At 69.8% G+C, this 22,510-nt stretch carries 19 protein-coding genes and 1 tRNA gene; 9 read left to right on the top strand and 11 right to left on the bottom strand.

What is annotated here, in order from left to right; genetic code table 11:
- The first annotated feature begins 1,564 nt into the window (after window positions 1-1,564).
- From QSK31_RS32140 to QSK31_RS32130, 3 genes are read left to right on the top strand one after another with little or no spacing between them, the layout of a single operon-like run.
- Complete coding sequence (locus QSK31_RS32140) at window positions 1,565-3,775, top strand: class E sortase (RefSeq protein WP_285688328.1); 2,211 nt, start codon at window positions 1,565-1,567, stop codon at window positions 3,773-3,775.
- Window positions 3,776-3,782: 7 nt separating this feature from the next.
- Window positions 3,783-4,073 (top strand): hypothetical protein, encoded by a 291-nt coding sequence (locus tag QSK31_RS32135; RefSeq protein WP_285688327.1) that lies wholly within the window; start codon window positions 3,783-3,785, stop codon window positions 4,071-4,073.
- A gap of 4 nt (window positions 4,074-4,077) precedes the next feature.
- Window positions 4,078-4,728, top strand: coding sequence for an aminodeoxychorismate/anthranilate synthase component II (locus QSK31_RS32130; protein WP_285688326.1), 651 nt, complete (start codon window positions 4,078-4,080; stop codon window positions 4,726-4,728).
- A gap of 131 nt (window positions 4,729-4,859) precedes the next feature.
- On the opposite strand, the gene pknB is transcribed toward QSK31_RS32130, so the two are convergent.
- The 7 genes from pknB to QSK31_RS32095 all read right to left on the bottom strand — a co-directional run bounded on the left by pknB (window position 4,860) and on the right by QSK31_RS32095 (window position 13,747).
- Window positions 4,860-6,638: a Stk1 family PASTA domain-containing Ser/Thr kinase gene (gene pknB, locus QSK31_RS32125; protein WP_285688325.1), complete on the bottom strand. Its 1,779-nt coding sequence runs from the start codon at window positions 6,636-6,638 to the stop codon at window positions 4,860-4,862.
- Window positions 6,635-7,993, bottom strand: coding sequence for a serine/threonine-protein kinase (locus QSK31_RS32120; RefSeq protein ID WP_285688324.1), 1,359 nt, complete (start codon window positions 7,991-7,993; stop codon window positions 6,635-6,637). The genes pknB and QSK31_RS32120 overlap by 4 nt, the downstream gene beginning before the upstream one ends.
- A gap of 1 nt (window position 7,994) precedes the next feature.
- Window positions 7,995-9,497: a peptidoglycan D,D-transpeptidase FtsI family protein gene (locus QSK31_RS32115; RefSeq protein WP_285688323.1), complete on the bottom strand. Its 1,503-nt coding sequence runs from the start codon at window positions 9,495-9,497 to the stop codon at window positions 7,995-7,997.
- The gene (locus QSK31_RS32110; protein WP_285688322.1) at window positions 9,494-10,951 is read right to left on the bottom strand and encodes an FtsW/RodA/SpoVE family cell cycle protein; all 1,458 of its coding nucleotides are present in this window, start codon (window positions 10,949-10,951) and stop codon (window positions 9,494-9,496) included. Before QSK31_RS32110 ends, QSK31_RS32115 begins: the two co-directional genes overlap by 4 nt.
- A gap of 80 nt (window positions 10,952-11,031) precedes the next feature.
- Window positions 11,032-12,465, bottom strand: coding sequence for a PP2C family protein-serine/threonine phosphatase (locus QSK31_RS32105; RefSeq protein WP_285688321.1), 1,434 nt, complete (start codon window positions 12,463-12,465; stop codon window positions 11,032-11,034).
- The gene (locus QSK31_RS32100; RefSeq protein ID WP_285688320.1) at window positions 12,462-12,947 is read right to left on the bottom strand and encodes an FHA domain-containing protein FhaB/FipA; all 486 of its coding nucleotides are present in this window, start codon (window positions 12,945-12,947) and stop codon (window positions 12,462-12,464) included. The genes QSK31_RS32105 and QSK31_RS32100 overlap by 4 nt, the downstream gene beginning before the upstream one ends.
- Before the next feature lie 5 nt (window positions 12,948-12,952).
- Window positions 12,953-13,747: an FHA domain-containing protein gene (locus tag QSK31_RS32095; protein ID WP_285688319.1), complete on the bottom strand. Its 795-nt coding sequence runs from the start codon at window positions 13,745-13,747 to the stop codon at window positions 12,953-12,955.
- Window positions 13,748-13,912: 165 nt separating this feature from the next.
- Between QSK31_RS32095 and QSK31_RS32090 the strand changes: the two genes are divergently transcribed.
- The 4 genes from QSK31_RS32090 (at window position 13,913) to QSK31_RS32075 (ending at window position 17,240) form a co-directional block, all read left to right on the top strand.
- Window positions 13,913-13,998: transfer RNA gene (locus QSK31_RS32090), tRNA-Leu, on the top strand.
- Window positions 13,999-14,543: 545 nt separating this feature from the next.
- A complete protein-coding gene (locus QSK31_RS32085; protein ID WP_285688318.1) occupies window positions 14,544-15,617 on the top strand; it encodes an NAD-dependent epimerase/dehydratase family protein in 1,074 nt (357 codons plus the stop codon).
- The gene (locus QSK31_RS32080; protein ID WP_285688445.1) at window positions 15,614-16,420 is read left to right on the top strand and encodes a WecB/TagA/CpsF family glycosyltransferase; all 807 of its coding nucleotides are present in this window, start codon (window positions 15,614-15,616) and stop codon (window positions 16,418-16,420) included. Before QSK31_RS32085 ends, QSK31_RS32080 begins: the two co-directional genes overlap by 4 nt.
- A 232-nt stretch (window positions 16,421-16,652) precedes the next feature.
- Window positions 16,653-17,240 carry a hypothetical protein gene (locus tag QSK31_RS32075; RefSeq protein WP_285688317.1) on the top strand — a complete coding sequence of 196 codons (588 nt, stop codon included), beginning with the start codon at window positions 16,653-16,655 and terminating at the stop codon, window positions 17,238-17,240.
- Window positions 17,241-17,252: 12 nt separating this feature from the next.
- Here QSK31_RS32075 and QSK31_RS32070 read toward each other — a convergent pair whose 3' ends face one another.
- From QSK31_RS32070 to QSK31_RS32060, 3 genes are all read right to left on the bottom strand, one after another.
- On the bottom strand, window positions 17,253-17,696 hold the full coding sequence (locus tag QSK31_RS32070; RefSeq protein ID WP_285688316.1) for a hypothetical protein: 444 nt from the start codon (window positions 17,694-17,696) through the stop codon (window positions 17,253-17,255).
- 181 nt (window positions 17,697-17,877) lie between these two features.
- Window positions 17,878-18,096 carry a DUF397 domain-containing protein gene (locus QSK31_RS32065; RefSeq protein ID WP_285688444.1) on the bottom strand — a complete coding sequence of 73 codons (219 nt, stop codon included), beginning with the start codon at window positions 18,094-18,096 and terminating at the stop codon, window positions 17,878-17,880.
- Complete coding sequence (locus tag QSK31_RS32060; RefSeq protein WP_285688315.1) at window positions 18,066-18,947, bottom strand: helix-turn-helix domain-containing protein; 882 nt, start codon at window positions 18,945-18,947, stop codon at window positions 18,066-18,068. Before QSK31_RS32060 ends, QSK31_RS32065 begins: the two co-directional genes overlap by 31 nt.
- 432 nt (window positions 18,948-19,379) lie before the next feature.
- On the opposite strand from QSK31_RS32060, the gene QSK31_RS32055 reads away from it, so the two are divergent.
- Window positions 19,380-19,592, top strand: a complete 213-nt coding sequence (locus tag QSK31_RS32055) for a hypothetical protein (protein ID WP_502873037.1) — start codon at window positions 19,380-19,382, stop codon at window positions 19,590-19,592.
- Between the two features lie 3 nt (window positions 19,593-19,595).
- On the opposite strand, the gene QSK31_RS32050 is transcribed toward QSK31_RS32055, so the two are convergent.
- On the bottom strand, window positions 19,596-20,312 hold the full coding sequence (locus QSK31_RS32050; RefSeq protein WP_285688311.1) for a PASTA domain-containing protein: 717 nt from the start codon (window positions 20,310-20,312) through the stop codon (window positions 19,596-19,598).
- A gap of 124 nt (window positions 20,313-20,436) precedes the next feature.
- Between QSK31_RS32050 and QSK31_RS32045 the strand changes: the two genes are divergently transcribed.
- Window positions 20,437-22,344, top strand: a complete 1,908-nt coding sequence (locus tag QSK31_RS32045; protein WP_285688310.1) for an MFS transporter — start codon at window positions 20,437-20,439, stop codon at window positions 22,342-22,344.
- The last annotated feature ends 166 nt before the right edge of the window (window positions 22,345-22,510 follow it).

Here is a 22,510-nt window from a genome sequence, read left to right as displayed (position 1 = left end):
CCTTCCCGCGGCAGTGCCCCTTCCCGCGGCAGTGCCCCTTCCCGCGGCAGTGCCCCTTCCCGCGGCAGTGCCCCTTCCCGCGGCAGTGCCCCTTCCCGCGGCAGTGCCCCTTCCCGCGGCAGTGCCCGGACGAGGGGGCGAGGTGGCGTCCGGCAACGGATCGCATCCCGCATCGCCGACTGGCGCGCACCTGAACGGGCAACGCGAGACTTGGGCCGCCGGTCGCGACGACGCACCCCATGTCGACAACGGCTGGGCACCGCACGCCGGGAACACCTCCCCCGAGGAGCCGGACAACGGCCAGGCCAGTGCCTGGACGCCAGAGGACCAGCGGAACCACTGGGCCGCCACCGATAGCCCTCAGGGCGACGGGTGGACAGCCTCCCCGCAGCCTGAGCCCACTCCTCAGCCTGAGCCCGCTCCGCAACCTGGGCTCGCTTCACAACCTGGGCTCGCTCCGCAGCCTGGGCTCTCGCCCCAGAGCGGCAACGTGCGCCCCTGGGAGGCCCGCGGAGACACGCAGGGCCATCTCGGCGGGGAGAACGGCCCGGAGCAGCCCTGGAAGGCTGAGGGGATCGTCGGGCACGCGCTCGGTGGCCGACGTGCCGCACGCCCCGACTGGCCGGTAGCCGGCGACGGCCAGGAAAGCCAGTGGGAGGCCGACGGGGGAGTAGCCGGCGGACCACTGAGCGAAGGCGACGACTGGCGCAACCCAGGCCCGGCCGCCACCCGTCCCGAGGTGGGGGGCTTCGGCCGCCAGACCGCGCCCGGCCAGGCGTTCGTGCGGGCCGCTGTACCACCGAACGACACAACCCAGATCGGCCACACGCGCGCTGCCGGCTTGGCTGATGCCACCTCGCCGAGCTCCGTCCCTCCCATGACCACTTCGCCCGCGTCGCCCGACATCGCGGCGCACAGTCCCGCCTCGCCGCAAGCAACCTCTCCCGCGGACACCTCGCCCAACATCGCGGTGCGCAGTGCCGCCTCACCCTTTGCCGCCTCACCCGCGGACACCTCACCCAACATCGGGTCACCACACGTCGCGTCGCCCGACGTCGCGTCCCATGGCGCCGTCTCGCCCTACGCGGCCTCGCCTCACGCAGCCTCAACCCGCGCAGCCCCTCCTCAGGCCGCGGCCGGCAGAGTGGTTGGCGCGGCCGCTCCGGGTGGTCTCGTTGGCGCGGCTGGTCCAGGCGATGCGGCAGGCGCGGCCTCGGCGGGCGCTGCATCCGTAGGTGCCCGACGCGGTGAGCCCGGCAACGCCGCGGTGCCGAGCCAGGCAACCTCAGCGTCGGCCGACAACTCCTCGATGCGAGCCGGAAACGCTGCCGTCCCGATGCGCACAGCCATGGCATCGAACGGAACCGGATCCGCGGCGGTCACGGCCGCATTTGCCCAGGCCACGACGGCGTCCGCGGCGGTCACGGCGACGTCCATACCGAACCCGGCCGCCGGACCGAACGGAACCCCGCCCGCACAGGGCTGGAACGGGTCCGGACCGGCCGCAAACGCCTCTGCGCCCCATGGGCCCGCGCCCAGGACGAACTGGCCCGAGTCCGGACCGGTGGGGAACTCCTTGCCGCAGGGCGGGGCTACTCCCAACGGCGGCGCGCCTGCGGCACACTGGCCCGGCTCGACCAGCAACGGCGACGGTCACCCTCCGCACGGTGCCAACGGGAACGGCCTCGCGGCCGAGCGACGCGGATCCACCCGGTTCTTCACCGCACCCGACGACCGGCCCGAGCAGGGCAACGGCGTTCAGGAGTCCGCCAACGGCCACGGCCGTGAGAACCAGTCCTACCCGGCAGGCGGCAGTGGCCGTGGGCCAGGCCGGCGACGGGCGCCCGAGGTCGGCTCGGATGCCACGGGTGCACCTGACGGTTGGGCCGCTGGGCATTCCGCGGCTCGCCAGGACCAGGCCGGGCCCGCAGACGGCCGGGGCGCCGGCTGGAACGGGAACGCGCAGCGGGCCCCGTCCGGCGCATGGCAATCCCCTGGCTTCCCGCCCAGCGACGCTTCGCGCAGCGGCGCCCAGCACACCGGTGGTCCGGCCATCGATGCCCAGCACGGCGGTGGTCCGACAGTCGGCGGCCAGCACAGCCGCGGGCCAGCCACCGAAGGTCCGGCCGGCGGCGATCCATACGACCGCGGATCGGCCATCGCCGGCGCTGCCATCAGCGGTTCGGCCGTTGGCGGTTCGGCCGTTGGCGGTTCGGCCGTTGGCGGTCTGGCCGGCCCCGGCGGCGACCAGCAGCCCGGCGGCCGTCGGCGTAGCAGGGACACCGACTGGCAAGCCCCCTTCACACACGGCGCGCCCGAGACGAGCGGCCGGGACGGCACGACCACGAGCGGCCGGGACGGCACGACCACGAGCGGCCGGGACGGCACCACCGCGGTAGCCGACTGGCAGACCACCGGCGACCCGCGCTCAGCACACAACGGCACGCAGACCACCGGCGACCCGCGCTCAGCGCACAACGGCGCGCAGATCGCCGCTGACCCGCGCTCAGGGAACGGCTCGCAGGCCGTCGGCTGGGACGGTGGCCGCGGCGAAGCTTCCACGGGCGGCGGCGAGTGGCACGAGCGCTCCGACGACGCGGGTGAGGACTGGCTGGGTGCTCTGCGCGGGGCGCCGGGTGACGGCACCGAGGACCTCGGCGCGGCCGGGCGGCGTGGCGCGCATGGGCACGGTGAGCAGCGCGGCATGGGTGCGGGGCTGACCGAACACGAGGGCGGCCTGGAGGCTCGGGACGCCTGGCGGGCCGCTTCCGGCAGTCACGCTCAGGTGGGTGTCGAGTCGGATGCCGCTCGTACCGCGATCATCAACACCGCCGACGCACCGACCGGTCTGTTGCCCATCGTGCCGATGAGGGCCGACAAGGCCGCGGCCAAGCCGTCCGGCGAGGTCGCCAAGGGCGCCGCCAGCGTGGCCGAGGCGGCGGCGAAGGCAGCGGCCGAGCCGGCGATCGAGACTGACGCGGAAGAGATCAACCCAAAACGGGGCGAAAAGGTCGTTAAGCTGCGTCCTGAGCAGACCAACGACGGTTACAAGAGCGTGTACTCCGAGTTGACTCGCCCCTCCACGGGCTCCCGCATCCGCGCCGGCGTCCGGGTCACCGGCGAGCTCATGATCACCTTCGGGTTGATCGTGCTGCTCTTCGCCGGGTACGAGGTGTTCGGTAACACGGCGGCGGTTGACGACGAGCAGTCGAGCCTGGACGACGCGCTGGCGCAGGAGTGGAACAACCCGACCGTCGGGCCGTCGGCCTCGGCGCCGATCGGGCCGGCCGCACCGGGGAAGAGCCTGGTCGGGCGGCTCTACATTCCGCGTCTGAACAAGAACTGGGTGGTCGTCAACGGCGTACGCCAGGAGGACATCAAGCTGGCGCCGGGCCACTACCCGGACACCGCGTTGCCGGGCAAGATCGGCAACTTCTCGGTGGCGGGGCACCGGGTCCGGTCGATCTTCTGGCGGCTCGACGAGCTGAAGGAAGGCGACATCATCGGCGTGGAGACCAGGAACAACTGGTTCATCTACAAGGTGTCCAGCACCGAGATCGTGCTGCCGTCCGCGGTCGAGGTGGTCGCGCCGGTGCCGGGCAGGCCGAAGGCCAAGCCGACGAAGGCGATGCTCACGCTGACCACGTGCAACCCGAAGTTCAACAACTACGAGCGCCTGATCGTCCATGCGGAACTGGCCGACACCATCGTCCGCGACCAGACCCTTCCCGACGCCGGCAAGCCCGCCGAGCTGAAAAAGAAGAAGAAGTCGTAGGAGAGCCATGTACGCCTGGATCTGGCGCAAGCTGCCGTTCGGCCTGCCCGGGAAGCTGAGCGGGTCGATCGTGCTCGCCGCGGCGGTCCTGGCGGTGCTCTGGTATGTGGTGTTCCCGTGGGCGACACCCCTGCTGCCGTTCGACGATGTGCAGGTGGGCACCGGGACGCAGCAGGAGCAGGGCCCGGCCCAGCAGGACCCGAACGTGGTCACCTCGGCCGACGAGAACGCGCCGGAGGACATCCCGTACAGCACCGAGTCGAACGCTCCGCATCCGTCGTCGATCCCGGGAGGCTGACACCGTGCGCATTCTGGTGATCGACAACTACGACTCGTTCGTCTTCAACATCGTCCAGTACCTGGGCCAGCTGGGCGCCGAGTGCGAGGTGCGCCGCAACGACGAGATCTCGGTGGCGGACGTCGCCGGGTTCGGGGCGGCGGGCGTGTTGCTCTCGCCCGGCCCGGGCACCCCGGAGCGGGCCGGGATCATGATGGACCTGATCCTCCGGTACGCCGGGAAGCTGCCGCTCTTCGGTGTCTGCCTTGGTCATCAGGCGATCGGGGCGGCCTTCGGCGGCACGGTCGAGCGGGCCCCCGAGTTGCTGCACGGCAAGACGTCCGAGGTCCACCACAAAGGTTCCGGGGTGCTGGCCGGCCTGCCCGACCCGTTCACCGCGACCCGCTACCACTCGCTCGCCGTGCTGCCCGAGACGCTGCCGGACGAGCTGGAGGTCACCGGGCACACCGACTCCGGCATCGTGATGGCCATGCGCCACCGGGAGCTGCCCATCGAGGGCGTCCAGTTCCATCCGGAGTCGGTGCTCACCGAGGGCGGCCACACGATGCTCGCCAACTGGCTCGCCGTCTGCGGCCTGCCGTCCGCTCTGGACCGCGCCCCGGCCTTGGCCGCCGAGGTCGAGTCCCGCCGCCGAGCAGCGTTCGCCACCACCTGACCAGGCGGCCGCGACCCCGGCCGACGGCCGAGACCCGGCCGGAGATGACAACGGCGCGACCCTGAGGGTCGCGCCGTTCGTGTTCCGAGTGTCCACGGCGCGACCCGGAGGCCGCGCCGTTCGTGCGCCGGCTAGAAGAGGCCGCCACCAGGGTCGTTCTCGCCGCCGCCGTTACCGGTGCCGCCGCCGTCGTCGGGCGGGCTGTCCGTCGGGTCCGGGCTGGGCTGCGCGACCACGAAGATCGTGACGTTCGAGTTCCGCTTGACCTTCTTGTTCTTCGGGTCCTGGTTGACGACCGTGCCGGGGGTACCGCCGTCCGGTACCTCCTTGACGCTGACGTTGAAGCCGTCGAGCAGCGCCTTCGCGACGTCCTCGGTCTTGCCGATCACGTTCGGCACGGTGACCTGGTTGCCCCTCGAGATCTGCACCTCGATGGTGGTTCCCGGGTCCACCTGGTCGCCGGACTTGTCCACCTTGAGAACCTGGCCCTCGGGCGCGTCGCTGTCGACCTCGCGGAACTTCGGCTTGAGCTCGAGGCCGGTCAGCGCCGACTCGGCCGCGTCGCGGGTGCTGCCGACCAGGTTGTTCGGCACCGTCACCTTGTCCGGCGCCTTGCACAGCGAGTACGTGACCGGCTTGTCGACGGCGATCTGAGTGTTCGACGACGGTGTCTGCGCCACCACGGTCGGCGTGTCGGGGCACTTGTCGGTGGGGACCGGCTCACCGGCGGTGAAGTTGGTGAACTTCATGTCGGTCAGCTTCTTGGTGACCTCGTCCTCGGTCGCGCCCTTGAGGTTGGGCATGGCGACCACGGCGACGGTGGGCTTTTCCGGCTCCTTGTCACCGCGGGACAGCGCCAGGCCCACGCCGAGCGCGACCACGGCCAGCACCCCGAGGGCCGCGAGCACCGCCATCACCCAGGACGACGACTTGCGCGGCGGCGGCTCCGGCGGCACGCCGCCGGGCACCGGGCGGTTGATCTGGGTGGCACCGACGGGCGTACGCATCGGCCCGGTCATCGCCATCGTCTCGGCCTCGGACATGACCGGGGTGGCCAGAACCGGACGCCCGGAGACGGCTCGGAGGGCGTCCGCCCGCATCTCCTGCGCGCTCTGGTAGCGGTTCACCGGGTTCTTCGCGAGCGCCTTCAGCACGATCGCGTCGATCTCCGGCGGCACCTCACGGTTGATCGAGCTGGGCGACCGCGGGTCCTCGCGTACGTGCTGGTAGGCCACACTGACCGGGCTGTCGCCGACGAACGGCGGGTGACCGACCACGAGCTCGAAGAGCACGCAGCCGGCGGCGTACACGTCGGAGCGGGCGTCCACCGACTCGCCCCGAGCCTGCTCGGGCGACAGATATTGGGCCGTGCCGATGACCGCGCTGGTCTGCGTCATGGTGGTGGCGCCGCTGGCCAGGGCCCGGGCGATGCCGAAGTCCATGACCTTGACCTGGCCGTTCTGGGTGACCATCACGTTGCCGGGCTTGATGTCCCGGTGGATGATCCCGTGCCGGTGGCTGAACTCCAGCGCGGCGCAGATGTCGGCGATCATCTCCAGGGCGCGGCGCGGCTTGATCCGCTGTTCCTGGGCGAGGACCTCTTTCAGCGTCTGGCCGTTCACGTACTCCATGACGATGAACGGCAGTTTCTCGCCGGTGGCGGAGATCTCCTCGCCGGTGTCGTAGACGGCGACGATGGCCGGGTGGTTCAGCGCGGCGGAGTTCTGCGCCTCGCGGCGAAATCGTTCTTGAAATGTTGCATCGCGAGCGAGATCGGTACGCAACATCTTGATGGCAACGTCGCGGCCGAGGCGAAGGTCGCGTCCCTTGTGCACCTCGGCCATGCCGCCGTAGCCAAGCAGTTCGGCGACCTGGTACCTGCCACCGAGCAGGCGGGCCTGCGCCGTCATAGCGTCTGTCGTCCTTCGCTCGCGCCGTTCAGCGCCCGCGGATCGGACGCCTGCTCTCTAAGACGGTACGACGTCGCCGGCGTTCCTTTGCCGGCCACGCCCGTGCGGACGACCCCGGCATTTCGCCCGGACTCGCCCAGGGCCCCGGTGCCACCCTGCTTCAGCAGGAACGAGATGACCCCCGCGCACAACAACACCAGCAGGGCGAGCACCACGGCCAGCACGATCAGAACCTGCCGGCCGCCGGAGCCCTCCGCCTTCTGCGCCATCGGTTGATGAGGCGCCACCGGCGGTGCCGACGGGTGACGATACGGCTGTTGCGCGGGCGGCACGGAGGCGGCCCCCCGTGCCTGACCGCCGGAGACGGGACGCGGAACCGGCGGGTACGGCGGGCGTGCCTGCCCACCCATCGGCGGGCGCATGGCCGGCGCCGACGGACCGCCCGTGTGCTGCCGGTTGGCCATCGGGCCGCCGGACTGCGGGCGGTTCATCGGCGGACCGGACGAGCCGTTGACCGCCGGCTGGTGGGTGGCCGTGGTCAGCGACGATGCGGCCTGCCGGGCGACTCCGGCCATGGCGGCCGCGGTGGGCCAGCGCGCCGACGGGTCCTTCGCCATCGCCCGGTCGACTATGGCCCGGACCTCCGGCGGGATGTCCGACGGCAGCGGCCGCGGGCTGTCCCGGACGTGCTTCATGGCGATCTCGATCGGGGTGGACCCGTCGAACGGCCGGTGCCCGGAGAGACATTGGTAGGCGACCACGCCGAGCGCGTACACGTCGGAGGCGGCCGTGGCCACCGCGCCGGACGCCTGCTCGGGCGAGATGTAGGAGGCGGTGCCGAGCACCGACCCGGCCACGGTGAGCTGGCCGACGAGGGCGGAGCGGGCGATGCCGAAGTCGGTCAGGACGAGCGTGCCGTTCGGGCGTACCAGAAGATTGCCGGGTTTGACGTCGCGGTGGACGATGCCGTTGGCGTGGGCGGCCTGCAGCGCGTCGGCGGCCTGGGCGACGAGCGCCATCGTGCGGGCGGGAGTCAGCCGCCCGACCCGGCTCAGCGTGCGGGACAGCGCGTCGCCCTCGACATACTCCATGACCAGGAACGCGAGCTGCTGGTCGCTGCCGTAGTCGTAGACGTCGACCACGCCGGGATGGTTGATCGTGGCCATCGTGCGCGCCTCGCCGCGGAACCGCTCGGCGAAGCCGGGCTCGTCCAGCAGGGCGGGCAGCAGGATCTTGACGGCGACCGTACGGCCGAGCACCTCGTCGGTGCCCCGCCACACGTCGCCCATGCCGCCACCGGCGATCCGCTCGTCGAGGCGGTAGCGGCCACCGAGGGTGACTCCAGGGCTGATCATGTCAGTCCCCTCCCCGGCCGGCCGCGGCCTTCATGATGAGCCCGGAGATCCGGGCCGCCTCGGCGCTGGCGTGGCCGCCGGGCACGTTCTCCAGCATGACGCACGATGCCGAGACCGCCTCGCCCTTCTCGTTGTAGGCGAATCCGACGAACCACCCGTGGTCGTCGGCGCCCTCGGCGTTCTGCGCGGTGCCGGTCTTGCCGCCGACCTCGAAGCCCTTGATCTTGGCCTTCGTGCCGGTGCCGTTCTCGACCACGCTGACCATCATCTCGCGCAGGTCCTTGGCCACGTCGGCGTTGATCGGCGTACGCAGGACCTTGCCGCTGGCCGTGTAGATCGGCCGGCGCTCCGAGTCGAGTTCCTGCTGGACCAGGTAGGGCTTCATCTGCTTGCCGTCGTTGGCGACGGTGGAGGCGAGCAGCGCGCCCTGCAACACGGTCATCCGCACGTCGCGCTGCCCGATCGAGGACTGGGCCAGCGCGGCCTGGTCGGTGCTGCCGTCCGGGTTGGCCATCTCGCCGGTCTCGCTGGACGCGACGGCCAGGCCGCTGCCGTCGAGGTTGCCGACGGTCAGGTCCTTCTGACCGAACCCGAACGCCTGCGCGGTCTTCTTGACGCGTTCCGCGCCGAGTTCGACGCCCAGCCGGGCGAAGCCGGTGTTGCAGCTCTCGGTCAGGGCTTCCTTGAGCGTGACCTGGCCGCCCGGGCAGGTCTCGTCCTCGGCGTTGCGGATGTCCGCGCCGCTGCCCGGCGGCCGGTAAACCGGTCCGGCCTGGATCTCGGTCTGCTGGGTCTTGCCGGCCTGCAGCGCCGCGGCGGCGACGATCACCTTCATCGTCGAGCCGGGCGGCTTGTTGTCGGCGACGGCCCGGTTGAGCAGCGGCTTCTGCTTGTCGTTGTTGAGCTTGTTGAAGGCCGCCAGGAAGGTCTTGGAGTCATGGCTGGCCAGCGGGTTCGGGTCGTAGCTGGGCATCGACACCATGGCCTGGATCGCCCCGGTACGCGGGTCGATCGCGATCGCCGCGCCCCGTTTCACGCCGCGCTCGTTCTCGGTGAGTTCCTTCCAGGCCGTCTCCTGAGCCCGGGTCTTCAACGTCAGCACGATGTTGCCGCCGCCGGTGTTGTCGCCGGTGAACATGTCGCTGAGCCGGTCCGCGATCAGCTTGTCGCTGGTCCCGGCCAGGAACTCGTCCTCGCTGCGCTCGATGCCGGTCTCCGCGTTGTCGACCGGCTTGTAGCCGATGACCGGCGCGTAGATCTCTTTCTCCGGGTAGACCCGCTGGAACTTGAGCTGGCCGTCGGTCGGCTTGTTCGAAGCGAGCGGCTGCCCGTCGGCCTCGATGATGCCGCGGGGGCGTTCGTACTCGGCCACCGTGACCCGGCGGTTGTAGTCGCTGGTGCGGTAGGCGTCGGCCTTGTAGCCCTGCACCCAGTTCAGGTTGGCGAAGAGCAGCCCGAACAGCACCAGGATGACCACGCCGGCCTTACGCAGTGGAGCGTTCACGGCTTGATCACCTCCGTCATGGCGCCGTGCAGCTGGGCGGGCGGCTGCTTGGGGCCGGCCGCGCGGTCCTGCGGACCGCCCGACGCCGGCTTGCGCCCCGCATCGGAGATTCGGAGCAACATGGCGACAAGTAGCCAGTTCGCCATGAGTGAGGAACCTCCGGATGACAGGAACGGGGTGGTCTGGCCGGTCAGCGGGATCAGCCCGGTGATACCTCCAACGATGACGAAGACCTGCAAGCCCAGGGTGAACGCGAGGCCACCGGCGACCAGCTTGCCGAAGGAGTCACGCACCGCGATCGCCGCGCGCAGGCCCCGCTCGACGATCAGCAAGTAGATCACCAGCAGCGCGGAGAGGCCGAACAGGCCGATCTCCTCGCCCATGCCGGCGAAGATGAAGTCGTTGCGCACCTCGGGGACGAAACCCGGCGAGCCGGCGCCCGGGCCGGTGCCGAACAGCCCGCCCGTACCCAGGCCGAGCAGGCCCTGGACCAGCTGATAGCTGCCGCCGACCTCGCGTTCGTAGAACTCGGCGTTGAACGGGTCGAGCCAGACCTGCGCGCGGTCGTAGAAGTTCGCGAACGGGCCGCCCACCGACTCGCCCAGTAAGTAGGCGACGTAGACGCCGCCGAAGAACATCAGCAGACCGATGATCAGCCAGCTGGCTCGTTCGGTGGCGCAGTAGAGCGTCACCACGAACAGGCCGAAGTACAGCAGCGCGGTACCCAGGTCCTTCTCGAACACCAGGACCAGGAGGCTGAGCAGCCAGACCGTGACGACCGGGCCCAGGTCGCGGCCGCGCGGGAAGTCGATGCCCAGGAAACGCTTGCTGGCCAGCGACAACACCTCGCGCTTGCGGACCAGGTAGTAGGCGAAGAACGAGACCAGCGCCAGTTTGGCGAACTCACCCGGCTGGATGGAGAAGCCGCCGATCCGGATCCACAGCTTCGCGCCGTTGATCTCGGAGAGGCTCCTCGGCAGCACGGCCGGGATCATCACCAGGACGATGCCGATCAGACCCAGGGTGTAGGCGTATTTCGATACCTGTTTGTGATCTCTGATGACCAGGAGCAGCACCGCCGCCAGGATCAGCGACGCCAGCGTCCAGGCGAGCTGACGGCCACCGACCCCGGCGAAGAACCCCGGGTACGGGTCCTTGTCGGAGATCGCCTTGGCGATGTCCAGCCGCCGCAGGAAGCCCACGCCCATGCCGTTGACCAGCGCGACCGCGGGCAGCAGCACCGGGTCGGCGAACGGCGCGGTGAACCTGATCACCACGTGCAGGCTCAGGAACAGCAGGCTCAGCAGCGCGGCCGGCACCCAGAACGTCGAGCTGATCTTGTCGTATTGGTTCGCCTCCACCGTGGCGCCGTACACCGCGACCAGAACCATCGAGAAGCCGAGCAGACCCAGCTCCGCGTTGCGGTGGGTCTTCAACCCCGGGATACGCGGCATCTCACCCGTCGAGGCGGGTGTCGGGGCCGGTACTGCGGGCGCGGTCAAGAGAGCAGTCCCCAGACGTGGTGAGCGGAAGCTCAGTCGACCGGGCGGCAACCGACCGGCGGGATGACCGGCGGCGCAGCGTCGGAGGGCTGAGCGTCCGGCGTGGTGACGGGCGCGGAGGCCGGTGCCGAGGAGGCGTTGTTCCGGCCCGGTGCGGAGGGATCTCCGGCCGCGGAGGGCGCGACGGATGGCGTCGTAGGAGTGGTCGCCGGTGTCGAGGCCGGCGTGGTCGGGCCGACCGCACAGATCGGCTTGAGGTTGGGGTTGGTCGGCTCGTCGCTGGTCAGCTCGGCGAGCCGGCGCTCGGCGTCCGGGCGGTTCTCCGCCTGGATGCCCCGCTTGACGCGTTCCTGCGCGGTCGTGGTCAGGTCGTCGAGCCGCGCCGGGCTGGTCTGGTTGACGCTGGACAGGTCGAGCCCGGCCACCTCACCCGGCACGCCGCGGAAGATGGCCAGCTGACCGGAATCGGTCGCGCCCACGTAGTACTGGTCCTGCGTGTACTGCCAGCCCAGGAACAGGCCGCCGCCGAGCACGGCGAGAAGGAGGAGCAGGAGCAGACCGGTACGCACGGGATGCCGTTTCGGCTCCGGCTCCGGAGTCTCGTACGCGGACGGGTCCGGCTGTGCCGGGCGCGGCGGCGCGTGCAGGGCGGCCGCCCGCGCGGCGGCGGTGGACGCGTCGGCCACGGTCGAGTTGCCGCGGTCCTGGGCGGCCGCGCCACCGACGATGGGCGCCTGTTCCATGATGTTGGCGTCGGTCGCGTCGGCGATCACCACGGTGATGTTGTCCGGCCCGCCGCCGCGCAGCGCCAGCTGCACGAGACGCTCGCAGCACGCCTGAGCGTCCGGGATGTCCCGCATGCTCTCGCCGATCGTCTCGGCGCTCACCACGCCGGACAGCCCGTCGCTGCAGATCAGGTAGCGGTCGCCCTTGAGCACCTGGCGGACCGAGTACTCCGGGTCGATGTCCCGGCCGTCCAGCGCGCGGGTCAGCAGCGACCGCTGCGGGTGGCTGCTCGCCTCCTCCGGGCTGATCCGGCCCTCGTCGACCAGCATCTGAACGTAGGTGTCGTCCTTGGTGATCTGGGCGAACTCGCCCTGCCGGAGCATGTAGGCCCGGCTGTCACCGATGTGCACCATGCCGATCTTGCTGCCGGAGAAGAGCACAGCGGTCAGCGTGGTGCCCATGCCCTCCAGGTGCGGATTGGCGTCCACGGTGTCACGCAGCGTCTGGTTGGCGTTACCCACCGCATGACGGAGGGCGTCCACCAGGGCGTCGCCGGGGACGTCCTCGTCCAGCGGGGCCATCGCGGCGATCACGATGTTGCTGGCGACGTCGCCGGCTGCCATCCCGCCCATGCCGTCGGCGACAGCGAGGAGCCGCGGTCCGGCGTAGACGGAATCCTGGTTTCCGTCTCGGATCAGACCGCGGTCGCTTTGGGCGGCGTAGCGCAGGGTCAGGGTCATGGCCGTAACTCGAGTGACGTGCGGCCGATGCGGATCGGCACACCAAGGGGGACGGGGGTAGGTCCGGAGACCTTACCGCGATCGAGATAAGTGCCGTTCGTCGAGCCGAGATCCTCGACGAACCACTGGCCATCGCGGGAAACCAGGCGGGCGTGCCGAGCCGAGGCGAAGTCGTCGGTGATGACGAGGGTGGAATCCTCGGCACGTCCGATCGTGATCTGCGCCTCCCCGAGAGTGATCCGCGTACCGGCCAGCTGACCGGCGGTCACCACGAGCTGCCGAGCCGCCTTACCGCGTTTCGCCTTCGCCGGCGCCGGGCCCCCGAGCACCGCGCCGCCCACCCCACGCGGGCTGGCGACGATGCTCTTGGACCGCGAACTGCCGAAGAGGTCCCGGCGAATGACCCCCACCACCGTGAACACGAAGATCCACAGCAGGATGAGGAAGCCGAACCGGGCAACGGTGAGGACGAATTCGGGCAAGGTGGCTAGCCATCCACTCGGAACGTGAGGGTGGTCGTGCCCAACTGGATCATGTCGCCCGGGTTGAGCGCCACGGCCGAGACACGCTGGCCGTTGACCATCGTCCCGTTCGTCGAGCCCAGATCGGTCAGCACAACCTGACTACCGTCGTAGTCCAGTCGGGCGTGCCGGCGTGAGATGCCCACGTCCGGCAGGCGCAGGTTCGCCTGGTCACCACGGCCGATGACCGTGGAGCCCATCTGCAACGGGTACGTACGCCCGTCACCGGACACCAGGCCGACATTGCGCCCATTGTGCCCGCCACCGCCGCCGTGCTGCTGGTAGCCCCCGCCCTGCTGGTCGTAGGGCGAGTACTGCGGACCGGCGTCGTACGCGGGCTCGTGCACCGGGGCGACCTCGCCACCGGTGTAGACCTCCGCGGTCACCCGGAACATGCCGGTGTCCAGCCCGTCCCCCCGCTCGATCTCCACTATCACGTCGCCGTACACCGTCCAGGCCTGCTCACCGATGAACTCGGCCTGCGACTGCGCCAGCTCCTGCGCCAGCGCGGCGGCATACGGCGCCAACCGGCTGTGGTCGTACGGAGACAGATCGATCACATAACGGTTCGGCACCAGCGTGCGGCCACCGGCAAGGATGGCCTTGTGCGCCTCGGCCTCCCGCTGCATGGCGTTAAGAATCTCCACCGGGTGTACGACACCCTTGAACACCTTCGCGAAGGCCCCCTCGACCAGGCCTTCCAACCGCTTCTCGAAGCGCTGCAGCACGCTCACCGGCTCCTCCTCGGGTTCCGAGGACATGATGGTATCCGGCCGCCGCTTGCGCGTCCCTGTGAAGAGCGACCGGCACTTCTGACCCTCGTATAACGTCCAACCCCGCCGTGCTAATGTTCTCGGCGGCGCAAGACTTCTATGCTCTAGCGCTAACTGGGACAGCGTAATCTGTCGCAGCTAGCAACGCGTCACGGGGATGTGGCGGAATGGCAGACGCGCACGGTTCAGGTCCGTGTGTCCGAAAGGACGTGGGGGTTCAACTCCCCCCATCCCCACCAGTGAGACGACGAAGGCCCGTTGTGCGAGCAAAGAGCGCTCGCTCAGCGGGCCTTCGTCGTCTCACTGGTATGCCTGCTCCGGGGGCCGAGCCCCCGGAAACCCCCACGTTGCGATGGTCACTCTGGGGTGACTCGCCGCCTTCCGGGTGAATCTCAAAGCCGGACCAGCGACGCCGAGCCTGAGCTGCGCTTGGCCGGCCGCCTCGAGTAAGCATCAAATTGGCAGCTGCCGTGCCCCCAGCCTCGGCCCGCACCGCGAGGAGCACCGCCAGCAGCGACGGCACCGCCGCAGGGCAGGGTTTGAATGTGACCGCAACTAATCGCCCGAGCCGCAGAGGGGCCCCGAGCCCAACCCCGCGCCTGGACCAACCCCCTCCCGCCGGTGCCCGCTCTTGACCTGTCCGCAACGGACCACCCAGGAGTGGGCGGCCGCACCAACGCCAAGGAGAACCCTGGCGGCGGCCCCGGGTCGGAGCTTTAAGGATGAGAAGACCGGAAGCGCTATGCTCGCGGCCGGGTTTTGCAAGGGCTGGAGGGGTGTTTCTGTGAGTGTTGCGCTGGTTACCGGTTCCGGTGGGCTGATCGGCTCAGAGGCGGTGCGGCACTTCGCTGGTCTCGGCCTGGACATCGTCGGTATCGACAACGACATGCGCCAGGAGTTCTTCGGCCCCGAGGCGTCCACCGCGTGGAACGTCACAAGGCTCCAGGACGAGCTCGGTAGTAAGTACAGCCATCACGGCATCGACATCCGGGACCGCGACGGCCTCCAGCGGATCTTCGCCAAGTACGGCAAGGACATCGCGGTGGTGATCCACACCGCGGCTCAGCCGTCCCACGACTGGGCGGTGCGTGATCCCTTCACCGACTTCGACGTCAACGCGACGGGCACGCTGAACGTCCTGCAGAACGTCCGCGACCACGCGATCGACGCGCCGGTGATCCACTGCTCCACGAACAAGGTCTACGGCGACCGCCCCAACACTCTCCCGCTCGAGGAGCAGGAGACCCGCTGGGAGCTGGCGACGGACCACCCGTACTACGACGGCATCACCGAGGACATGTCGATCGACCAGTGCCTGCACTCGGTCTTCGGCGCGTCGAAGGTCGCGGCCGACGTCATGGTTCAGGAGTACGGCCGTTACTTCGGCATGAAGACGGCCCTGTTCCGCGGCGGCACCCTGACCGGGCCGGCCCATTCCGCCACCGAGCTGCACGGTTACCTGGGCTACGTGATGCGCTGCAACATGGAACGCCGCACGTACAAGATCTTCGGGTACCAGGGCAAGATGGTCCGCGACTCGATCCACAGCCACGACGTGCTGACCGCGTTCGAGGCGTTCTTCCGCAAGCCGCGCTCGGGCGCTGTCTACAACCTGGGCGGCGGCCGCTTCTCCAACTCGTCGCACCTCGAGGCCTTCGCCCTGTGCGAGAAGATCTCCGGCCAGGAGATGATCACCGAGTACAAGGACGAGAACCGGGTCGGCGACCACAAGTGGTGGATCGGCTCGAACGCCCGCTTCCAGGCCGACTACCCGGAGTGGAAGCAGGTCTACGACGTGCCGATGATCCTCCAGGAGATCTACGAGGCCAACGTCGGCAAGTGGGTGCCCCAGAAATGATCGACAAGGGCAAGGGCAACGTGCTGGGCGTCCTGGTCGACATGGTCGACTACGAGGCGGCCACCGCCAAGATCCTGCAGGCCGCCCGCGACCGCCGCCCGTACGCGGTGACCGCCCTGGCCGTGCACGGCGTGATGACCGGTGTGCAGGATCCGGCGCACAACGCCCGGCTCAACTCGTTCGATCTGGTGACGCCGGACGGCCAGCCGGTCCGTGGCGCGCTCAACATGCTGCACCACGCCGGCCTGTCCGACCGCGTCTACGGCCCCGAGCTCACCCTGCGTGTGCTGCGCGAGGCCGCCGCGGAAGGGCTTCCGGTTTATCTGTACGGCTCCACTCAGCCGACCCTGGACAAGCTGGTCCCGGCGTTGGAGGGCATGTTCCCGGCGCTGAAGCTCGCGGGGGTCGAGGCGTCCAAGTTCCGCAAGGCCCAGCCGGGCGAGCCGGCGGAGATCGCCGAGCGCATCAAGGCGTCCGGGGCGAGGATCGTGCTGGTCGGCCTGGGTTGTCCGCGCCAGGAGGTTTTCGCGTACGCGATGCGCCCGCTGCTCGACATGCCGCTACTGGCTGTCGGCGCGGCGTTCGACTATCACGCCGGCCTGCTGCGGAACCCGCCGGCGTGGATGCAGAAGTACGCGCTGGAGTGGCTGTGGCGGCTGGGCCTCGAGCCCAAGCGCCTGTGGAAGCGGTACGTCCTGCTCAACCCGGCCTACGTGTCCCGCCTGGCGGCCCAGCGCTCCGGCGCGTGGAAGGCGACCCCGCCCGCGGCGACGGACGCCCCGGTGGACGGTTTCGCGGTCTGACATCGGTGCCGGGGCCCCTGGGTGGGGCCCCGGCCGACCTCCCCAGGTCGAGTCCGTGACCCGACATTAGGGTGTGCGTCACCGCGCTACAAGGGTGATTGTCCACTTCGCCCGGACGGCTGATGGCTCTGCGTAAGCGCATCAGGACCTGAAGTGATCACGACGGCCCCTAGGGGTGTCGTCCGGTGATATCCCGGTTTTGCGGGTTGCGCGATGGGTGAAGTCTGTCGATGTGGACACCGTCGCAGACATCGCCCTGATCGGCGCCCTTGCCGTGGTCTGGTTCGCCGCCGGTCTGATCGCCGACGGGCTGCCGGGCTCGGCCACGACCACCGCGTTGCACCGCCGTTCCGCGCTGCTGTCCGGCGTGGTCGGCCTGGGCACGGCGATGCTGGTGGCGGTGCCGATCATCAACCTGAGCCGGCCGGGGCCGGAGTCGGCGGGGACGGCCGCCGTGCTGGTCTGCGTACCCGTCGCGGTCGTGCTCTTGATCAGCGTGCGCCGCCTCGCGCAGATCCGTCGTGGAGCGGCCGCGCTGACCACCGCCCCGCACGCGCCGGTGCCGCCGGGCCTGATCGCCGGCGCCGCGCATCCTCTGGTCGTGGTGCCGATGCAGCTGGCCGGGCTGGCCGCCGTGGCCGGGTTGCCGATCGCCGCGGGCGTGATCGACGTGCCCACCACAACCCTCGTCGGCGTCGTCTGCGGCGTCGCCGGCCTGGTCGGCATTGCGATCGCCACCCGGCACGGCCTGCGGCACAGCCGCCTGAGCGTCGGCGTGATCGCCCCGCTCAAGCGCCTGCCCAAGCAGTTCGTGCGCTGACCGAGTGTCTGGTTACTTGTTGCGGGCTTCCTGCACGTAGAGCAGCTCGAGGATCGACCGGGCGGCCTCGAACCAGCGGTCGAGCCACTCCGAGGGCGGCAGGGTTCCCCGCGCCGGCAGTTCGAGCAGGAGCCCGCGCAGCAGCGGGTGGTCCGCCATCGACGAGGCGGTGGCGGTCAGGGCCGGGGTGTCCGACCAGCTGCCGGGCGAGAACACCGGCTCGGTCAGGCCCTGCAGGTCCAGGGATGGCAGCTTGGCGGCCCGATCCAGAGGGCTGGACGGCTCGAGCCCTTGCGACAGGCCGGGCGAGCGGGTGGGCAGCGGCGAGCTGTCACGGCGGCTGACCAGCTCGCCATCGGTCTCGGAGGCCTCACGGCGGCTCTGCCGGTACGCGCTGACGCCGCCGCTGAAGCGATCCTGCGCCGTCGTGGAACCGTTGCTGAGGTTCTCGTTCATCGTCTCGCCTCGCTGAAGTGATCAAACCGCGGTCCGGCCCGCGCTTAGGTCGTTCAACGAGGTTGGCCCGTTCGGGCGACGGCAAATGGGACATTTGGGCATCGTCGGCGGCACTCGCGGCCGGGGTGGCGGTACCGGGGCCGACCCTCCGTCAGCGGGGCGGAGGGCCGGCCGGCGCAGCTCAGAGGTCGAACTCGCCGTCCTTGGCCCCGCCGACGAATGCGTCCCACTCCGCGGCGGTGAAGATCAATGCCGGGCCGGACGGGTTCTTCGAGTCACGGACCGCGATCGCGTCCTTGACGAACGCGACCTCCACGCAGTTGTCGCAGTTGGGACCGCTTCTCGTGCTCTTGAACCAGGGTGCACTGCTCAGGTCGAGCCTGAATCCCTTGGTCGTGATCTCCACAATGGCTCCTCTACCAGCGACTCGATCACCGTCGTCGACTCCTCCGGGCTGAGGGCTACCGAGCGGATGTCGTCGAAGATCGAGTGGTACTTCCTCAGCTCGTCTTCCTTCTCAAGGAAAAGCCCACCGGTGGCGTTCTCGACGTACACCACGTCCGGATCAACCTGATCGGGGAAGTCCAGGATCGCGAACGGTCCGTCCATGGCCGCGTGTGCGCCGGCCGCGAAGGGCAGGACCTGCAGTGTCACATTGGGCAACGACTGTGCCTCGACCAGCTGCCGCAGTTGCTCCCGCATGACCGCCTCCCCACCGACCGGGCGGCTGAGCGCCGCCTCGTCGAGAACCACCCAGAGATAGATGGGGTCCTCCTGGGTCAGCAACGACTGCCGGGCCAGCCGGACGTGCACGCGGCGATCGATGTCCCTGGGCGGGTCACTCGATCGAGCGTTGCGGATCAGCGCGAGCGCGTACTCCTCGCTCTGCAGCAGGCCGGGAATCACCAGCTGTTCGTACGCACGGATTCCGCGCGCCGCGGCCTCGAGCCCGACATATGCGCCGACCAGTACCGCGCTGTAGGGGTGCCACCAGCCCTTGATGCGAGCCTCGCGGGAGATTTGCACTAATTCTTCGGCTTCGCGAGTTCCTACGCGATAAATGTCCAACATGTCTGCTACATCGCGCGGAGTTGCACTGTTATGTCCGGTTTCGATCCGTGACACTTTCGAGGGGGAACAGCCGATCCGCTCGGCCACCACCTCTATCGTGACTCCGGCCGCTTCGCGATAACGTCGCAGTTCCGCACCCAGCCGACGGCGACGGATCGTGGGGCTTCGACGGGGATTCACTGGCCCAGTCTTCCCAATGATCGATGAATCATTCAACATCGTTTCGTGATCAAACAATCACGGACGGCTGACATGCAACTTGCATCAATACGGCGAGTAGTGCAATCTTTTGGGTATGGCCCACATCACTAAATGTTCTTGAGTGATCAGGTCACGCAAGCCCATGATCCCCTCATGGATTCGAATGTCCACCATGGAGTGAAGTGACTTTGCGCCGGACGGATGCACCAGGAGGATGATTGACCTCCGCCAGGCTTGCAAAGGTGTACGAGCCGGGCACACTGGAGCATCGCCGGTCACCATGTGCGGCTGCCAGCGTCCACCCCGCAGACGAGTTACAGGACAGGAGAAGACGTGCTACCTCGGTCCGGCGATGTCATACACGTGACGAAGGCGGCGAGTGTCCAGTTCACGGCGCCGATGCTTTTCCGCGTGATTCGGGTACACGACTGGCCGACCTACGACGGCTGGATCTGGTTGGACGGATACGAGCTCAACTCGGCCGGCGACGCGGTGGAACGGCGCTCGATCTTCGTCCAGGTCAACGGATTGCGCCAGGTGGGAAAGGCTCCGGACCCGCGTGCGCGTAACGGCCGGCGCCCCGGGCAGAACACCGGACCGATCCGGGTCCGCTCCAGCCGCTGACGATCAATCGTCGTCGGGCGTGGCGCCCTGGCTCGACGCGCCCGTCCGCAACGTGGCGATCACCAACGTGACCTGCGTGTCCGGCGGAACCTCCTGGCCCTCCGCCGGATCGCTGTCGATCACCGTGCCCGCCGGGTTGTCGCTCGGCCGGAAGATCGTCCGGGATCTGAGTCCACGCCTGGTCAGCGCCTGCTCGGCCTCCTCTTGAGACAGTCCCAGCAGGGCCGGCACCGTGATCTCCGTCGGCCCGGTCGGCTCGGTCGTGGTGGGCTGCGTGGTCGGCGGCGTCGTGGTCGGCCTGGTCACCGGCGCGGAAGTCCGTGGGGTCTGTACGGTCGGCGCAGAGATCTGCGGCACGGCCGGCGAATCGGAGGGCCCTTCGCTGTTCGTCGCGATCAGATAGACACCCCAGCCCAGCGCGCCGAGCAGCAACAGGGCGACGATGCCGACCACGATCGGCGTCCACCACTTGCCGCGAGGCTCGCGAGGCTGATCGGCGGGCCAGTCGCCGGCCGGGCCCCAATCCTCCCGGCTCGGGCGCGGCGGGCGCACCTGAGCACGCCCGGCCCAGGCGCCCTCCTCGGCCGCCCAGTCCCGGTTCGGCATGATCTCGGTCTTGCCGCCACGGTTCTCGTCCGGGTGACTTGGCTGCACCCGTGTCCGATCATCATCATCGTCATCATCATCGAAGGGCGAGAACTGCCGTGTCTCGTCGGACATCGCCGCTCCTTCTCATGGACACCCGGCGCCCGGCCCAACGTATCCAATCTTGTGGCCGTCGTGGGGTGAGGGCATGACAATGACGAACTCGCAGCCATCGTCACGTGCCGCTACAGTGCCCGCCATGGCCGCGAAGGGTTGGATGACACAGGTGGCCGCCGCGGCCGGTGTAGCTGCCGCGACGGGCGCCGCGCAACTCGGCCTCGGCTACGGCCTGGGCGTGGTGGTGTGGCCGGCCACGCCGGGCGCCGACGACAGCGTCTGGCTGGGCAGCCTGGGCTGGGCGACCTGGATCGCCGCGAGCTCGACGGTGTTCGGCGCGATGATCGCGGCCACACTGCGGGGCGCTCGGCCCTCCGGTCCGTTGCGCGCCGGACTCGCCTTCTTCGCCGGCATCGGTGCGCTGCTGACGGTTGCGCTGGTCGCCTTGCCCGCGCGCCTTGCTGAGGTACGCCCGGAGAGCACGGCACCAGGGCGCACAGCGGCGACGTACGCCCTGATCGGCATCGCCCTCGGCGTGATCATCGCCTACTGGGCGGTGAAATCCGGTCCGGTGGCCGCAAACCTGATCGCCACCTCGGTCTACCTGTGGGCCCTGGCGGCGACCGCGATCGTGGTCGAGCTGACCGCCGGCCGCCCCGCCGCGACCTACCTCACGAGCTGGCAGTTCGCCAAGATCGCCGAGGATTCCCGGTACGGGACGATCTACTGGCCCAGCGCCCTGATCACCCTGGGCGCCGCCTTCTTGATCGGTGTGCTCGCCGCCTGGCCGGCCGCCCGCCGAGGCAACCACGGCGTGGGCACGGCCGCCTCGGGCGCGGTCGGGCCGGTCTTGGTCGGCGCGGCGTTCCTGCTGCTGGCGCCCCAGTTCACGAACGCGATCGGGCAGCTCCAGTCGGCCTATCTCATCGCGCCGTACGCCGTCCTCGCCGGCCTGGCAGGCTCGGCTCTGGTGGCGACCATCGCCCAGCGCCGAGGAGTCACGACCGCCGAGACCCCCGCCCCGGCGCCCGCCGAGGACGAGGACGACTGGTCGGAGGCGATCGGCCAGCGCCCGCCCGCCCGCCCGCAGCGTGGCCGCCCCACCGACCCGGCACCCGCCCCAGCCCGCGGCGCCCAGCAGCCCGCCGAAACCCGTGGCGCCCACCAGCCGACCGATGCTCGCCGCGCCCAGCAGCCCGCCGACGCGCGCCGCTCCACGCAGCCCGCCGAAGGCCGCGGCGCTCAGCCGGCCGAAGCCCGCCGTGCCCAGCCGGCCGAAGCCCGCCGTGCCCAGCCGCAGGCCGAAACCCGGGCTTTCTCGGGTGCCCAGCAGCAACCTCCGGTCGAGGCGGCCCCGGAGGTTCCTCGCTCCGCGCCGCGTGGCGGGCTGTTCGGCCGGCGCAAGCAGGAGACGCCGGACGAGGAACCGACCCTCGACCTCGCCCCACCGGCTCCGGAGAAGGCACCCCGAGGGGGCCTGTTCGGCCGCCGCCGTCAGCCGACACCCGAGCCCTCACCGACATCCCAGTCGACGGAACAGCCTCAATCGACGCCTGCGCAGCAATCGAAGCCCGCGCAGCAATCGAAGCCCGCGCCTCAGCCGAGGCCCGCCCCTCAGTCGACATCCGAGGCCCCGTCGACGTCGAGGGCTCAGGAGAAGACAGCGCCAGCACCGAGGTCGCCGTCCTCCGACGACGAACCCACCGCTGACCTCGGCAGGACCACGAAACCCGCCGCGAGCAAAGCGACCCCGGCGGTGACCGACCCCTTCAAGCCGTCCGCCACCGCCCGCCCGCGCAAGGGCACCGCAGCTCGCAAGCAAGCAACGCCACCAGCGCAAACCGCCCGGCCCGCCCAAACCACCGGGTCCGCGCAAACCGCCAAGCCCGCAGAGCCGGCCAAGCCCCAAGGGCCGGCCAAGCCCGCGGAGATGTCCAAGCCCGCGGACGCCGCCAAGTCCACTCAGGCTCAACCGCCGCGCAAGTCGACGGTCGCCGCGCCGCCGGCCAGCCCGCCGATCGCCAAGATCAACCCGGCCGACGACAAGTAGCTAGAGGCGACGCGCGCCAATCTCCCGAACGCCAGACGTCGAAGCGCCGCCCCGGTTGCCCGGGGCGGCGCTTTTGAGTAACGGAGATCAGGCCGGACGAACAGATCAGGGACTCGAACCCGAAGAACAGGAGATCGGGCGGCCCGAACAACGGGATCAGCTCCTG

This window comes from Actinoplanes sp. NBRC 103695 (assembly GCF_030269485.1).
GTDB lineage: Bacteria > Actinomycetota > Actinomycetes > Mycobacteriales > Micromonosporaceae > Actinoplanes.
Note: the sequence above shows the minus strand (reverse complement) of the source record. Positions and strands in the feature narration are given on the sequence as shown.

Excerpts from the sequence above, each read along its gene's own strand:
- QSK31_RS32135 (WP_285688327.1), top strand. The coding sequence starts at position 3,783 with ATGTACGCCTGGATCTGGCGCAAGCTGCCGTTCGGCCTGCCCGGGAAG.
- pknB (WP_285688325.1), bottom strand. The coding sequence starts at position 6,638 with ATGACGGCGCAGGCCCGCCTGCTCGGTGGCAGGTACCAGGTCGCCGAA.
- QSK31_RS32120 (WP_285688324.1), bottom strand. The coding sequence starts at position 7,993 with ATGATCAGCCCTGGAGTCACCCTCGGTGGCCGCTACCGCCTCGACGAG.
- QSK31_RS32110 (WP_285688322.1), bottom strand. The coding sequence starts at position 10,951 with ATGCCGCGTATCCCGGGGTTGAAGACCCACCGCAACGCGGAGCTGGGT.
- QSK31_RS32105 (WP_285688321.1), bottom strand. The coding sequence starts at position 12,465 with ATGACCCTGACCCTGCGCTACGCCGCCCAAAGCGACCGCGGTCTGATC.
- QSK31_RS32095 (WP_285688319.1), bottom strand. The coding sequence starts at position 13,747 with ATGTCCTCGGAACCCGAGGAGGAGCCGGTGAGCGTGCTGCAGCGCTTC.
- QSK31_RS32080 (WP_285688445.1), top strand. The coding sequence starts at position 15,614 with ATGATCGACAAGGGCAAGGGCAACGTGCTGGGCGTCCTGGTCGACATG.
- QSK31_RS32070 (WP_285688316.1), bottom strand. The coding sequence starts at position 17,696 with ATGAACGAGAACCTCAGCAACGGTTCCACGACGGCGCAGGATCGCTTC.
- QSK31_RS32050 (WP_285688311.1), bottom strand. The coding sequence starts at position 20,312 with ATGTCCGACGAGACACGGCAGTTCTCGCCCTTCGATGATGATGACGAT.
- QSK31_RS32045 (WP_285688310.1), top strand. The coding sequence starts at position 20,437 with ATGGCCGCGAAGGGTTGGATGACACAGGTGGCCGCCGCGGCCGGTGTA.